Source organism: Nodosilinea sp. LEGE 07298, from assembly GCF_015207265.1.
Classification (GTDB): Bacteria; Cyanobacteriota; Cyanobacteriia; order Phormidesmidales; family Phormidesmidaceae; genus Nodosilinea.
In genome coordinates, this window is the sequence record NZ_JADEXE010000165.1 from 1 (window position 1) to 15,443 (window position 15,443).

Annotated in this window: 8 protein-coding genes; 5 read left to right on the top strand and 3 right to left on the bottom strand. The window is 56.1% G+C overall.

The window, feature by feature from the left end; genetic code table 11:
* Nucleotides 1–117: 117 nt before the first annotated feature.
* Nucleotides 118–2,244: a GAF domain-containing protein gene (locus IQ273_RS20435; RefSeq protein WP_194025008.1), complete on the top strand. Its 2,127-nt coding sequence runs from the start codon at nucleotides 118–120 to the stop codon at nucleotides 2,242–2,244.
* On the opposite strand, the gene tnpC is transcribed toward IQ273_RS20435, so the two are convergent.
* Entirely contained in the window at nucleotides 2,217–3,671 is a 1,455-nt protein-coding gene (gene tnpC, locus IQ273_RS20440; protein ID WP_194025015.1) for an IS66 family transposase, read from the bottom strand. The genes IQ273_RS20435 and tnpC overlap by 28 nt on opposite strands.
* 126 nt (nucleotides 3,672–3,797) lie before the next feature.
* On the opposite strand from tnpC, the gene IQ273_RS20445 reads away from it, so the two are divergent.
* The gene (locus IQ273_RS20445; RefSeq protein ID WP_228053468.1) at nucleotides 3,798–5,078 is read left to right on the top strand and encodes a bifunctional diguanylate cyclase/phosphodiesterase; all 1,281 of its coding nucleotides are present in this window, start codon (nucleotides 3,798–3,800) and stop codon (nucleotides 5,076–5,078) included.
* Between the two features lie 513 nt (nucleotides 5,079–5,591).
* On the opposite strand, the gene IQ273_RS20450 is transcribed toward IQ273_RS20445, so the two are convergent.
* Nucleotides 5,592–6,314, bottom strand: a complete 723-nt coding sequence (locus IQ273_RS20450; RefSeq protein WP_194025010.1) for a tetratricopeptide repeat protein — start codon at nucleotides 6,312–6,314, stop codon at nucleotides 5,592–5,594.
* A 584-nt stretch (nucleotides 6,315–6,898) separates the two neighbouring features.
* On the opposite strand from IQ273_RS20450, the gene IQ273_RS20455 reads away from it, so the two are divergent.
* The 3 genes from IQ273_RS20455 to IQ273_RS20465 all read left to right on the top strand — a co-directional run bounded on the left by IQ273_RS20455 (nucleotide 6,899) and on the right by IQ273_RS20465 (nucleotide 12,614).
* Nucleotides 6,899–9,991, top strand: coding sequence for a CBS domain-containing protein (locus tag IQ273_RS20455; RefSeq protein WP_194025011.1), 3,093 nt, complete (start codon nucleotides 6,899–6,901; stop codon nucleotides 9,989–9,991).
* Nucleotides 9,984–11,069, top strand: a complete 1,086-nt coding sequence (locus IQ273_RS20460) for a response regulator (RefSeq protein WP_194025012.1) — start codon at nucleotides 9,984–9,986, stop codon at nucleotides 11,067–11,069. The genes IQ273_RS20455 and IQ273_RS20460 overlap by 8 nt, the downstream gene beginning before the upstream one ends.
* Nucleotides 11,070–11,240: 171 nt before the next feature.
* On the top strand, nucleotides 11,241–12,614 hold the full coding sequence (locus tag IQ273_RS20465; RefSeq protein WP_194025013.1) for a pentapeptide repeat-containing protein: 1,374 nt from the start codon (nucleotides 11,241–11,243) through the stop codon (nucleotides 12,612–12,614).
* Between the two features lie 117 nt (nucleotides 12,615–12,731).
* Here the strand turns inward: IQ273_RS20465 and IQ273_RS20470 are convergent.
* A partial coding sequence (locus tag IQ273_RS20470; protein WP_194025014.1) for a fimbria/pilus outer membrane usher protein occupies nucleotides 12,732–15,443 on the bottom strand: 2,712 nt, incomplete at its 5' end.

Here is a 15,443-nt window from a genome sequence, read left to right on the forward strand (position 1 = left end):
GCCCCTTTGAACAACTCAACGGTTTCCGCTATCACGACAACTGGGTGCGCAACCTGCTGATTGCCTCTTCGTTAAATGGCAGAAGGCCGTTGCCCAGGAAAGCCGACACAAAATAAGTTGGAACTAGGATTAATCACCTATGCCAATGATAAGTTCTGTGAAATCTCTCAATATTCAGCGGTAGAACTCATTGGCAGCAATCATCGTTTGCTGGAGGAAGACGAACATTCTCCGGCTGATTTACAATCCATTTGGCAAACCCTCAATCGTGGGCAGGTATGGCGAGGAGAGATCCAAAAACGTGCTCAAGACGGTAGCTTGTATTGGGCTAATACTACTATTGTCCCCTTTTCTGATGGTGATAACACGCCCTATCAGTACGTCGCCATCTGTCACGATATTACGGCTCAAAAGCAGCTAGAGGCGAAACTGCGGCGACAATCCGCTCAGGAACGCCTGGTTAGGCAAATGGCTGAGCGCATTCATGGTCAAGGTTCGCTAGATCTGACCGCGATTTTGCAGACCACCGTCGCTGAAGTGCGCCATCTACTAGGCTCTGACCGAGTCCTGATATACCAACTTAACGCTGACCACAGTGGCTATGTCGTGGTGGAATCGGTGGATGCTCAGTGGCGCACAATCACGGGCACTCAGATTTACGATGACCATTTTGCCCAACATTACTTACAGCTATATGCACAAGGGCGGGTGCAGGCGATCTCAGATATTGAGACCGCCGATTTGACCCCCTGCCATCGTGACTTGCTAGCCAGTTTTCAAGTGCGGGCCAATCTAGTCGTGCCCATTGTCGATGCAGTTAAGCTCTGGGGCTTGTTGGTGGTGCAACAATGTTCTGGCGCGAGGGTATGGCAAGCGGATGAGATTGATTTGCTCAAGCAACTCACCACCCAAACAGCGATCGCGATTCATCAGTCAGAGCTGTATCAGCAGTCCCAAGCTGAGCTAGAGAAACGCCAACAGGCTGAGACTGTGTTGCGGCAGCAATTTGAGCGGGAGCGTTTAATTACAGCGGTAGCGCACCGCATTCGTGAGTCGTTAGACCTCAATCAGATTTTGAATACGACGGTAGCTGAGGTCAGGCAACTGTTGCAGGCTGATCGGGTACTGACCTATCGCATCAATCCTAACGGTACCGGTTCAGTGACGAATGAAGCCGTTGCTCCGGGATGTCTTCTGTTAATGGATCAACTGCTACCAGAGGATATGTTTCCGGTTGAAAGCCACCGCCTTTACCAACAGGGCCGAGTCCGAGCCATTGCTGATATTAGGCAAGACAATATCACAGCCTGTTTGGTCGAAACCCTCCATCAGCTTGGTGTGAAGTCCAAGCTAGTGGTCCCAATTCTACACAATCAAGAGCTTTGGGGGCTGTTAATTGCTCACCAGTGCCATCGCTACCGGGAATGGCAAGCTTGGGACCTGGACTTTCTCAAAGAACTTTCGGCCCATGTCGGCATTGCGATCGCTCAAGCAACCCTGTTAAAACAAGCGTCTCAGCAAGCCCAGGCAGAAGCTACCATCAATCGCCTCACCCGCATGTTGCATACTCCTGGAGACGCTATCCGAGTGATGCCGCAAGTCATTGATGCTACCGTTGCCGCCTTTGGGTGCATTGGTGGACAGCTCTATATCTCCGCCGATACCGAAGAGCAGAGTGACCAGCTTTACCGTTCAGGAGTGCAACCCGCCTTAACCCTAGAGGTTGAACGATATCTTTGGCGTCGTTTGGCCCAGAGCGCTAATGCTGGCAGCCATCGGACAAAGAGTAGTGGAGAAGCCCCAACTTACCATCTCTACACCCTGCAGGATTTTAGGCAAGATCCACACTTGCGGACGTTAGGAGCGGCTTTCGAAGCGGTCGCCATTCATTCTGTACTGATTGTGCCCCTGCAATATCAGCAACAAGCCATTGGGTGGGTCAGTCTGTTTCGTCGCGAACTGGGTGTGAGTCTGTTGGCGACCGGTGGATTGCCAAACCGTCAACAGACTACTGCCGATGCCAATCTATCCTCTCAAGACTTAGCGGATACGCCCTTTGCCTCAGGTTGGAACGCAGAAGACATCAAACTGTCGCAAACCCTGGCCACCCATTTATACATCACCGTGATGCAGCGGCGGATTGAGGCAACGATTCGCCATCAAGCTTGTCATGACCGACTCACTGGATTACCCAACCGACTGCTGTTTGAAGGTAACTACTCAGGCTGTGGCAGGGGTGATTGAGGATTAGCGGAGAACAAGTTCAGGAGAGCATCCAAGACATTGAGTCCCTGCTTGCGTAGGGTTGCCAGATAGCCTCGAATGCGACAGAAGCGTCTCGCCCCATCCTCAGATCGGAAGCCACCCGAGATTTTCTGCTTAAGTTTCATCATGCGCAGATCTCGTTCGGCTTGATTGTTATCAAAGGGGAGGGTGAAATCATACATAAAGCCGAGCACCGATGCTGAATGAGCCTGTAGACGCTCCAGCAGGTTGCGTGGGGGAGAGCGTCTGGGTCGTCCCCGTTTTCGCTTTTTGGCACTCGCCGGGCCCGGCGACGGGAGCGGATTGTCGGCTAATCCTTGCGCCAAGATGGCCTGATAACGAGCCTCAAAGGCCGCCAGATCCTGCTGGGATAATGTCCGTTGTCCCTGAGCTTTAGCCGCCTCAACGTGGTGGTGAATCGTGACTAGCAACAGACTCATCTGAAAGGCCCACGGCTGGGCGTAGTGCTCGAGGATATACTGCAACTCTCGTAAGTGATGCGCGTTGCACAGACTATGCTCACAGTCATACCGCTGGTAGCTTTTCCAGCCATCATGCACCGCCGTGCCGCTAAACGCGGGCAAGATTCCCATCTCATCCATCGCTACCTGACCCCGTTTGGGATGCACAAAGTAGTACGTCAATCCGTTGGTAGACGCCACATGCAACCACCACAGACACTGATTGACGCGCAGGCCCGTTTCATCGAAGTGTACCACCGCCGCCTGCTGAATCGCCTGCTGAATCTCGGCCTCAATCGGGGCTAGGTGCTCAAAACACTGCTCTCGAGTCGTATAGAGGGTGCCCTCTGAAACCCTCACCCCGACGAGATCCCGGAGTACCTCACAGACCCGATTCGAGGGCAACAGCTGGCCCTCCATCAGGTACACCATGATTCCTTTAAGGCGGGAACCGTACTGCACCACCGTGTTGACCTCGGGCGGAAAACTCCCCTGGTTCACTTGCCCACAGTGGGGGCACCCTTTTACCTCGACATGATGCTCGGTGACGACCAGGTCTATGGGGGGAATGTCCAAGACTTGACGAGCCAGAACATCCTCAACCGGCACGGTCGCCAAGGAGATCCCGCACGTTGAACAGACCGCTACCGAGTGCCGCTCCACTGCATCGGGGTCGCTTCGCCATTCCAGGGTCTGACCGGGGTGTCCTGTTTGGCCCCCCGAGGGCCGTTCACTGCTGCGCCGTAAGCTCCGGAGGCGTTTGCCGAACCCGTCTCCAGAGGGTGGTTTGCTGCTGTTACGGCTATCTTTGCGTAACCGACCTTGCAAGTCCTTGACCTCAGATTCCAAGCGGTTCAGCCGCTCCAATAACTCGCTCACCACACTCACGACAGCCTCTTCCCCCTCCGCGTAGATGGCCCGGATCTCGGCGTCACTCAGCTGTATCGAACGCTTTGGCTGACTCACGACTGGACTCACGCTACTCGGTTGGACTCAACATACCTGATACCCAGGACTATACTCAAAAAGCAGAGACTTTTTTAAGCCTGAGTAGTAACGTTTGAAGAAAAATTGGTCAAGGCTTTAGAACAACTCAAACCCCTCAACAACAGACTAGATAGTAGGATGCTAGCGGTTTGCTTTGTGGACCTCGACCACTTCAAGGCGATTAATGACACCCTGGGCCATGCCGTGGGTGATCAGCTATTGCAGCAGGTGGCACGGCGAATTTCAGGCTGTTTAAAAGAGGGCGATATTGTGGCGCGTTGGGGTGGGGATGAATTTACCCTGATGCTCCAAAATATTCAGTCCACCGAAGATGTTGCAAAAGTGGCTCAACGGGTTCTTAATAGCCTACGTGAGCCATTTGTGTTCAATCACCAAGCCTTTCGAATTACGATGAGCATTGGCATTGCGCTCACCCCTAGCCACGGTCAAGATGTTGAAACCCTGCTGAAAAATGCGGATGCAGCCATGTATGATGCCAAGCATCAGGGGCGCAATAACTATAAACTCCACTCCTCTGTCACGATAGGGAAGGCCCTAGATCAACTGATTTTGACCAATGATCTTCATAAGGCTGTGGATCAAAATGAGTTTGTGCTGCACTATCAGCCCCAGCTGGACCTGCAAACAGGTCGGGTGACTGCCGCTGAGGCTTTAATTCGTTGGCAGCATCCTCACAAAGGGTTGCTGATGCCGGGAGAGTTTATAGCAACAGCCGAAGTGACGGGGCAAATCAGCGCGATCGATGAGTGGGTAATTCGTGCCGCCTGTGCTCAGATTCGCTCATGGCAAAACCGCGGAAACCCACTGCTGCGAATCGCTGTTAATCTTTCTGCTCAAACAATTCAGCAAAAAAACTTGCCCAAAAAGATTGCTCAAATCTTGCTAGAGCATCGGCTTGATTCCAGCCAGCTCGAGATTGAAATTACGGAAAGAGTGGTGATGCAAGATATCCCTGCCGCGATTTCTACTTTGCAAGAACTGAAAGATATGGGGATCTACATCTCCATGGATGACTTTGGCACAGGGCACTCGTCCCTAGCGGCCTTGAAACAATTTCCGCTCCATTCCCTCAAAATTGCCCGCGAGTTTATTCAAGACTTGTCCCCTGAATCGAGGGAGATTGCTGTTGTGCAAGCGGTGATCGCTCTAGGCCATGGCCTAAATCTGGAAACGGTTGCTGAAGGGGTCGAAAAGGTAGAACAGTTGGAGATATTGCGAGCTCTGGGCTGTAGTAGTGTTCAAGGTTACTTACTGAGTAAACCGCTGGCGGCCAAGCAATTTCAGCAATTTATTCAGACTCACAATAACCCAGAGGAGTTGTGTAAGGCGGTTACAGAACATTAGTGATCAACCGCAATCGTTAAAGGACCAGTCAGTCGTACCCAGAAAGACCTAAAGGCACTGCGTCAATTGGCTTCGTTAAAGACCTGAAGTGTTAGCTGAGTTATGGTGATTTCTGGTGTATGGAGGGAAAAGAAGGAAGGGCGTATCCTGCTGAATGAAGCAAAGCACCAGACAAGGAATACACCATGACAACACTCCGGACAGTTTTTGGGGGTTGAGTTGGAGAAAAGCTACCCACCGCATAGAGTGCAGGTGCAATAACAACACTCCGGACAGTTTTTGGCAGCCGAGGGTGGAATGCGGGTTTCAGACCTCTCTCTCAGTGGCTTAGTCAAGGAGGAATCAAGGGTTGCAGCGTTTGCTCGGAAAAGTGCCCGGACTATCGATTTAGACTATCCACAAAAAAGAACTGCTGAATTGTTTGGTTGATATCAGCTTATCGAGTCAATCCTTTCCTTATCCCTAACTGAGATTAGGTGCTTACCCGGTCCTAGCTTAGATTCGTGCTCTCATTCAGCAAAGCTTAACAAAGCCCTGTCGGTAGGTGCTTATAGCAGCATCAATATTGTCTAGCCGATCGCCCCACAGACGATCAGCATAGGCCGACGCCAGATGGTTGGCCACCATCGCCCAGACCACTGGCCGTCGGTGTTGGGGAATGGCCACCAGAACTTGCTCATAGGTGGCGATCGCACTGTCTATATTCTCCGCTGGGTCGCCGTGGATGCGATCGCGATAGGCCGCCGCTAGCCCGGTCATGGTGACTGGCCAAGTCAGGGGCGAGTGCACCGCCAGCGCCTGCTTGTAGAGCTTAATGGCCTGCTCTAGGTTGTCGGCGGGGTCGCCTATTTGGCGGTGGCGGTAGGCAGTGGCCAGGTTGTTGAGAGTGGTAGCCCAGTCAACGGAACTGGTCGTCAGCTCCGTTAGTACCCAATTGTAGGTGGCGATCGCCAGCTCAATCTGCGCTGCCCGGTCGCCCAGGGCGCACTGCTGCATAGCATTGGCAAAGGTAGCCATCACCCGTAGGGCCACCGGGCGAGTGGTGGGGTCGGCGTGGGCCATTAGCCAGCGCGAGGCTGCCCCTGGCAGTGACGCTGCCAGGGCATGGGGTTGAGCTTTGCTGGGGTGAGCTAACAGCCATTGGTATACCGCCGTGGTATCGCCCTGGTGCTGGGCAATGAGCTGCCACAAGAAGCTCAGACATTCGACATGGTGCTCGCGAGAGGCGGTTGTCATAGGGAACTCCAGAACCTTGATGGGGTTACCTTCAGCCAAGGAAAATCCACTTCCTCACCCGATGAGCCAGATCTTAAACTGGCCTTCTGCTGAGGCGACAGCTTGGGCTAGAGGGCAACTTGGGGCTCGCGATCGGCAGGCGAAAACCGTGGTTTTGCCGTTTGGGTTAACCCATCCAGACCTATTCAAACGGTGGACTATTGGTATGTTTGAACGCGCAGTCAAGCGATTCAACCGCCAGATTTACCCTTCACCTGACCCGTCGTTAATACAGATTCATATGTAGATCGTGTCTTTACACAATTGGGTATTAATAGAGCAGGCTTCACTCTAGTGCCACGCTTGGGGATAAGGGTGGTTTCAAAGCACAAAGGGGCACCTCAGCTCAAGAGCCTGGAGGTCTCAGGAGATTTCGGAGGGGATCTCAGGTATCTCCTGATACGACATCCGATAGGTTGCCCTTAGGTTAGAGACGGGGAAAGGCAAGAGCCTCCCAAGTTGTGCATTTAAGTTTGCGTTTAAGGCTTTGGGACACAGCCGTAGTGCCCTGGCTCAATTTTTCCTCTTTTGTGTCGGTCAACGCTATGCCAAATCTTCAAACCGCAGATTTTGCCCAAAATCACAAACCCGAGGCCCTCTGGTCGCTGGGGACAACCCCGGCGATGGTACCTCAAACCGCCACCCTGCGAGAGGTGATTAGCTACCTGGGCGACGACTCGATTCAGGGGCATAGCTGCGTGCTGGTGGTGCAGGGAGATCGGCTGGTGGGGCTCGTCACCGATCGCGACGCCATTCGCATGGTAGCCAACGGCGTGGCTATCGATACTCCCATTCACGAGCGCATGACCCATTCGCTAACGACGCTACTGGTCAACGAAACGATCAGTGCTCTCGATGTTTTAGATCTGATGCGGCAGCGGCAGATTCACCATGTGCCCTTGGTCGACACCGGCCAGCGACCGGTGCGGCTGATCACCACCAGTTCGCTACAGCAAACGCTGCTGCCCCCCCACGTGCTCAAGCTACAGCGGGTGCAGTCACGGATGACCACTAACCTGGTGACGGTTCACCCCACCGACTCGGCCCTGGACACCGCAGCACTGCTGGCGGAGTACCAGGTGAGCTGTATTGCCGTGGTTGACCCCACGGCAACCGGGGTGCTGCTGGGTCTGATACTGCGGCAGGATGTGCTGCGCTTTCAGGCGCGGCAGCTCGACCTGGCCCAGCTGCCGGTGCGGGCCATTATGCGAGATCCGCAACTTTGCCTCAAACCCGATGATTCTCTCTGGTTGGCCTACCAGGAGATGAGCCAGCACCGCCTGCCCTGCCTGATGGTGGTCACCCCCGAGCAGCAGCCCCTGGGGGTGATCAGTCAGTCAGATCTGCTCTACAGCCTCGACCTACGCGAGCTGCAAGCCTCCTTTAGCCATCTGTGGCAGGCCTTTAAGCAGTCTGACAACGAGAAGGTTGAGATCTGGAAAACCCATAGCTCCGAGCTAGAGCGCTTGGTGCAGGGGCGTACCGAGCAGCTTGAAGAACAGGCCAAGTGCGATCGCCTGCTCACCACCCTCACCCAGCGCATTCACGAATCCCTCGATGTACAAGACATTCTCGCCACTACGGTATGGGAGGTACGGCAGCTGCTCCAGGCCGATCGCGCTCTAATCTATCGGTTTGACACCGCCGCCAGCGGCACCGTAGCCGTCGAGGCCGTGGTACCCCCCTGGAATTCGTTAGTGGGTCACACCATTGAAGACCGCTGCTTTGAACAGCACTGGGCTGAGGCCTACCGCTACGGTCGCATTCAGGCGGTGGAAGACATTCAGCGGGCGGGCCTCAGCCCCTGCCACATCGATATGTTGGCAGCGCTGCAAATCAGAGCCAACCTGGTGGTGCCCATTGTCTGCGACCACCAGCTCTGGGGGCTGCTGATAATCAACCAATGCGGCGACGCTCGCCGCTGGCGCGACTGGGAAATTCGCTTAGTGGAGCAGATGGCGCGATCGGTGGCCATTGCCGTGCGCCAGTCAGAGCTGTACCGCAAGCTCCAGGAGGATCTCGAAGCCCGCAAGCAGTACGAAATTCACCTGCAACAGCTCAACGATGACCTAGAGCAGCGAGTTGAAGCTCGTACGGCGTCTTTGCACCAGGTGGCCCAGAAACTGCACAGAGAAATTGACCAGCGCCGCGAAACCGAAGCAACTTTGGCCACCACAAATCAGCAGCTCCAGGCGGTGCTCAATGCGGTACCCGCCATGGTGTCGTGGGTCAGCGCCGATGGTCTGTACCTGGGCTGCAACCACCGTCTGGCAGCCTCCTTCAGCCTCCTGCCCGCCGATTTCATTGGCCAGCAGCTGGGCTTTTTGGGCGAAGAGTCACCTTTTTGCGGTTTTGCCGAAGCCTTTTTGGCCAGCAGTGACAGCATCGCCCGCCAAGAAATACAGTTTTCGATGCACGGGGTGGCTAGCCACTGGCTGCTGGTGGCCCAAAAGTATAACCAGGGCAGCGCAGCGGTGATTGTGGGGCTAGATATCAGCGATCGCGAGCAGGCCAAAGCCGCCCTCCAGGGCAGCGAACTCAAATTTCGCAGCCTGGTCGAGCAGACCAACGACTGGGTCTGGGAAATCGACCGCGAGTTTAGCTTTAGCTACATCAATCCCCGCGCCAGCGAAATTCTCGCCTGCCCGGCTGAAGCGATTCTCAACCACCAGTTTACTGACTTCATGGCCGATGACGAGGCGGTGCGCTTTAGCACCATTTTGGCGCTGCTGGTCGGCCAGCGCCAGCCCTTCACCCAGCTGGAGGCCACCTGCCTGCGCCCCAGCGGCGAGGCCGTCATCTTGGAAATCAGCGGCTCACCCATTTTTAACCCTGAGGGCGAGTTTGAGGGCTACCGGGGCATCACCCGCGATATCACCGAGCGCAAGCAAATTGAGGTCGATATTCGCAAAGCCCTGACCCGAGAGAAAGAGCTGAGCGATCTCAAAACCCGCTTTATCTCTATGGCCTCCCACGAGTTTCGCACCCCGTTGACCACTATTTTGGCCTCCGCCGAAACCCTGGAGCGCTACGCCCACAAGTTCACCCCGGAGAAGCAGCAGACCGTGCTGAAGCGCATTCAGACCTCGGTGCACCACGTGATTGGTCTGCTCAACGATGTGCTCACCGTAGGCAAGGCCGAAGCAGGCAAGTTGTCCTGCACCCTGGCTCCCATCGACCTGCACCAGTTTTGCCACGACCTGGTTGAGGAGGTGCAGTTTGCCCAGGTCAGCACCGCTAGCCCTATTGAGTTCACGGCTACTGGAGAGCGCTCTCAGGTGCTGGCCGACGAAAAGCTGCTGCGACATATCTTGCTCAACCTGCTCTCCAACGCGGTGAAATATTCTCCCGAGCACACCCCGGTCACCTTTGCGGTGACCTGTGATAACGGCGAAAGCGTATTTCAGGTAAGCGATCGCGGCATTGGCATTCCCCCCGCCGACCAGGCCCAGATCTTCGGAGCCTTTCACCGGGCCAACAACGTGGGGAATATCTCCGGCACTGGCCTGGGCTTGGTGATCGCCAAGCGAGCTGCCGAAGCCCATCAGGGGCAGCTCTCGTTTGTCAGTGAAGTGGGCCTAGGCACCACCTTTATCGTTGTTTTACCCCTTGTACTGTGGAGTGACCATCATGGCTAAGATTCTGGTGATCGAAGACGAAGCTGGGGTACGCGACAGCATCGTTGACATTCTCAACGCCGAAGACTTTATTGTGGACAGCGCCGCCAACGGCGAAGAGGGCCTGCGCCAAATTCACGAGTTCAAGCCCGACATGGTGATCTGCGACCTCATGATGCCCGTGCTCGACGGCTTTGGCGTGTTGCAGCAGATCAGACAAGATCCCGGCTTGGCCACCCTGCCCTTTGTGTTTCTCACCGCCAAGGCTGAACGGGTTGACTTTCGCAGCGGTATGGATCTGGGGGCAGACGACTATCTCACCAAACCCTTTACCCACGACGATCTGCTGCGCATGATTCACACCCGCCTGGGTGCCCAGAACGCTGTGGATCACCAGACCCAGCAGCAGCTCAGCGCCCTGCGCACCAGCATTAGCACCGCCCTACCCCGCGAGCTGGGTGCCCCCATGCGCGAAGTGCTCAAGCTTTCCGCCACCTTGATCGACGAGGCCGAAACCCTTGAACCCGAAGCGGTCGTCACCCTGGCCAAGGCCATTTACCGCAATGCCCAGCGCACCGCCCGCCTCACCCAAAACGTAATGCTGTTTGCCAAGCTCGAACGGCTCAGTCCCGAGCAAATTTCCGCCCAGGCTCTCCAGCGCCAGCACACCGATCGCGCCGATGAGGTGATCACCGAGATTGCCCAGACCATGGCCGCCGACTACCTGCGCGACGAAGACCTAGAGATCTCCCTAGAGCACTTGGAAGTGCCCATGTCTGAAGCACAGCTGCGCAAGGTCTGCGAAGAGCTGCTCGACAACGCCTTTAAGTTTTCTGCCGTGGGAACCCCAATCAAGGTATTTGGGTCTTGCGGCGACGGCAAGGTCACCTTCTACGTCATTGACTACGGTCAGGGCATGACCCCCGACCAGATCGCCCACGTAGGGGCCTACCTCCAGTTTGAACCCGAGTCAGAAGCCACCGGCACTGGCCTGGGTCTCACCATTGCCAAACGACTAGTCGAGCTGCACCGGGGTGAAGTTCTCATTGAGAGCATTCCTGGGCAGCAGACCATTGTGCGAGTGGCAATGCCAGACTAGCCCCTCGGCTAGTGTCTATAGGCTTCAGCCCCTGCATCTTTTCTGCGCTGGAGCCTCATTACTCAATTAGCCCTTTGGCTAGGAATTCATCGACTTCAGCCCCTTGCATCTTTTCTGCGCTGAAGTGTCTCTCTCATCATCAGGGCCTATTACTTAGGGGAGGTGCGTCTCATGGGCAGCCCAACCTACCTTGTGCATCTAAAACAAAACATCGAAACCTGGAACCGCTGGCGCAATGATAACCCAACCATAAAACCCGACTTAAGCAAAGCCTATCTCTGCGCCGCCGCCCTCAGCGCCGCCAACCTCAGCGGAGCCAATCTGCACAAGGTCGACCTATACTCAGCCGACCTGTGGGGGGCCGACCTCAGCCATGCCGATATGCGGGCTGCCAATCTCAGCAGCGCTAATTTGGGTAGCGTCAACCTAGCCGGGGCCAATCTAGCCGAGGCCGAGCTACTGAGTGCCAACCTCAATCACGCTGATCTACGCGGGGCCAACCTGCACCGCGCCAACCTCAGCATGACCAATTTGGCTGGGGCCAACCTATCTGGGGCCGATCTCACTGGGGCAAACCTTAAAGGGGCCAAGCTCACCAATGCCAAGCTCACCAACGCTCGGATGACCGGGGCTGAGCTGACTGGCATTATGGTCAGCGATGTCGATGTTGGGGTGCTGGCCACCCTAGAACAGGTAACCTGCGACCACGTTTACGTGTTGTCTTGCGTCCAGGGCGATAGTGACGAGGTCGCCAACACCTACACCGCTTACTTTCGGTCGGCTCTGCACCAGTTTTACCAGAGCTTTGTAGAAGCCTGCGACAACGCTGGTCCCCAGCATTACCGGATTGCCTGGCCCTCGGCAGGTTTGACCACTGGTCCAGACATCTACCTCCAATCGGTAGAGCGCCAGGGTAATGGCGACCTGATGGTGCGGGTGGGGGTACCTAGCCTTAAGGCACTCCCACCGCCTGCGGTGGAAAAGCCTAGTATGCAGCAATTATTTAGTACCCTGGGTCGGGGCGATTTCTATCGCCAGCAGCTGCAAGTCAAAGAGGAGCAGATGGCCACGGTGCAGCGACAAAATGACGAGCTGCTGGAGCTGCTCAAGGCCATGACCCGGCAAAACGTTTACGTTCAATCTGTTTCTGTAATGGAGAATAGTATTATGACCGGTATATCTAAGTACGACATGCGCGGGGCTAACATCGGCAGCTTTGCCGACACCGTTGAGGCAGGCGGCCAGCAAAAATCGGTGCAGTATAACCAGCACGCGATGGATACAGTCTCTGACTTTGAACTGGTCACTCAGGTAGAAGAATTGCTGCAACAGCTGGCCGAGCAGGCAGCCCAGGTGCCCGCCCACCAGCGGCCCCAGGTGGTGAGCAACGCCCTGCAGAAAAAAGCTCGGGTTAACCCTGAGTTTAAAGCCCGGCTGCTCAAGGCATTGGAGGCGGGCAGCGGTGAGCTGATTCGGGTATTTACCCAAAACCCATACATCAGCATTCCTCTGTCCCTGGTAAAAGGCTGGGTGTCGGTAGCTTAGCTAGTTTCAGGTCTCTTCTATGGGACAAATTCCTGGGTTTTTAGAAAACCCAGGAATTTTTATGGCTAGAGGAATGCTGCTCAGACGACGAAAAGGAGGGGTTGTGATGCGATTGCATCACAACCCCTCCTCCGGCACAACCGCTTCCGGTAGCGTTTCTTCAGCGGCGTTGCCCAAGGTATAAACCCCAGTGGTATCGGCAGGAATCTCAAAGGTGCTGACTGGCGCTTCGCGACCAAACAAGCGAATCTCGTAGCGGCCTGGATTGAGGCCCTGGGCGGCAAAACGCCCTGTGCGATTAGTAATTAGCTCTACCGCTGGCCAGTCAGGATCAGACAGCGACACGATGCGCCCGTGCTGTAGGGCAAGCGGGTTGCCCTGCTCATCCACTAGCACCCCGCGCAGCAATACTGTCGCCTCAGACCCCACCCGAATCAACGTGCCGCTGCGGTAGGTGGGGAACAGCTGATAGCTAGAGTCACCCAGATCGCTGCCCAAAGGTAGATCCGGCGCATCCACCGCCAGCGTCGTTAGAGTGTAGGGTGACAGAGGAACTACCCCTGGCCCCAGGGCATCGGCGCGGGCAATGTCGCCAAAGCTGCTGGGGTTGACCTGCACCAGACTGCCCTGGGCCGTGCCCTGGCGGGCCACGATCGCAAAGCTGTTATCGATGGGTCGTGACCAGCCAAATACCCCATCAGCAAATACCAGGGCGGTACCCCAGGTGACGCGGGTTGTATTGGCGATCGCACCAGAGCCGTTGCGAGGCATATCAATTGTGTGGTCAAGGGTTAGATCGGCGCGATAGCCCTGGTAGCGGGTTTGGCTCAGCAGGGTGAGCGCCTGGTTTCGCGTAGTGGCCGTTAGCGCAGTGCTGATTCCTCCCACCGGCACCGGCGAACTGTAGGCCCAGTTGACCCGGTTGGCCAGGCCGTTATTGTCTAACGTGGTAGCGGTGTTGATAAACTGCCGCTGCTGAGGCAGCGATGCCGAAAGACCTACATACATCCTAGGTTGCGCCTGGCCCTGGGCATTGATGCCATAGCTAGCACTAGCATTCAGGCTCAGTCCACGGGCGATAGGCCTAGAAATGCCCAGTGCAATACTGTAGGCGTCGCTGGGCTGGTTGCGGGTAACTTGGTAACGCCCACTCAAGGTAGTGCGCATATTTTCAAAAAAGGTTTGGCTGTAGGTGAGCGACACATCTAGCCCAGTATTGTTGTTGGGTAGCCCGTCGGCCACGGTCATAAAATTGGCCCCTCGATACTCTGTGGCTAACCGCAGACTGCGATTGTCGGCGCTGGTCGCCCCCTGGAAGAACCAGTCGTAGTATAGGCGCGCCGCCCCATCTAGACCATAGGCTTGATCTAGGCTCAGGGCCGCATCCCAGCCGAAGTTACCCACGGTAGTGGCCCAGGTGCCCTCAATGCCCACCATTTGAGTGCTCAAATCGCCCTGGAGGTACCCCCCCAGGGTCAGGTTATCGCTCAGCCCCATGCGATGCGAAAGCGAAAGCGTCGGCTGGCTGAAGTCATAGCCCCGGGCGCTGCTCAGGCTGCCCCCGCTCGCCGGAAAGCCCAGACTATAGGCAAACTGCTGCACTCCTGGGGCCAGCAAATCGCCAGATACCCCCGTCGCAAAATCGAGCTGCTGTACTCGGCCCAGGTCATCGGTAATCACTAGCTGCACACCATTGATGCCGCCCTGCAGAGGCAGGTTGCGCACATCCTGGGGGCCAGGGTCGAGGCGTAGGGTCTGCACCGACTGGCCGTTAATAAATACCTCTACCGTAGACAGGCGTTCTAGAAAAAACTCAAAGCGGCTAATGGGCCGAGTAATTTGGTAAGGCTGAAGAGAAAAATTGCGCACCACCGCCACTCCCAGCGTAGGCAAACTGGCCTGGTAGCCCCGCACTGGGGTCACCACATCGCCAATTTGGTAGCGAATGGCTGTCGCTGTGTCGTCATGGACCAAACGAGTGGAGCCACGCCGCCAACCCGCACCCCCTTCGGTAAAGCCCAGGCTGCTCTCAAACACCCAGCCGTGGACGTTAATCGCCCCATCAAAGTTAAGCGCGAGCGGTTGCCGACCGGTGCTACCTTCGGTGCCCGACCACACGACGGCCTGGCTCCCCCGCAGGTTGAGATAGCCGCTCACCGCGCTAGGAGGCAGCGCCTGGGCCAGCTCGGGGGGAGCACCACCCGAACCCGCGTTAACAACAGCAGTCTGCCGCAGGGCAGGCGGAATGCCTACCTGCAATTCGAGCTGACTGCTGTCGAAATTAATGGCAATGCCCACCTCACGAATGCTTTGCAACGCCAGGGTGCCATCGGCCTGGCTGGCTGCCGCCAACTGGGCGGCAATGTCGGGTCGCAGCACCTGGGCTACCGCCGACAAAAAACTGTCGGTGGCTACCTGTACATCGACCTGGCTTCCCCCAGGTACTAGCACCAGCCCTTGGCCTGCGGGCTGGTCGTTGAGAATAATTGGCACAGTTACCTGTTGGGGAGCCTGGTCGCGGGGACGGCCAAACACCTCTTCAAAAATGTCGGTGGTGGTGGATGTGGGGGGCTGGGCAGGGATAGCTTCTGCCTCAGGAGCTGAATCGCTATCCTCAACTTCAGGAGCCAGCTCAACCTCAGGAGCCGAATCGTTATCCTCCAGCTCAAGAACCGAATCGTCATCGGCAGATGAATTGTCTGGCCCCACCTCTGAAACTAGAACGTCGGCAGGAGGCAGATCGGCCGGAAAAGACGTCTCATCTGAAGGTGCTGGGGATGAAGCCTGGGCCAAGGCGGGGCCGGGCGATCGCGCTCCTGAAAAGGCAGG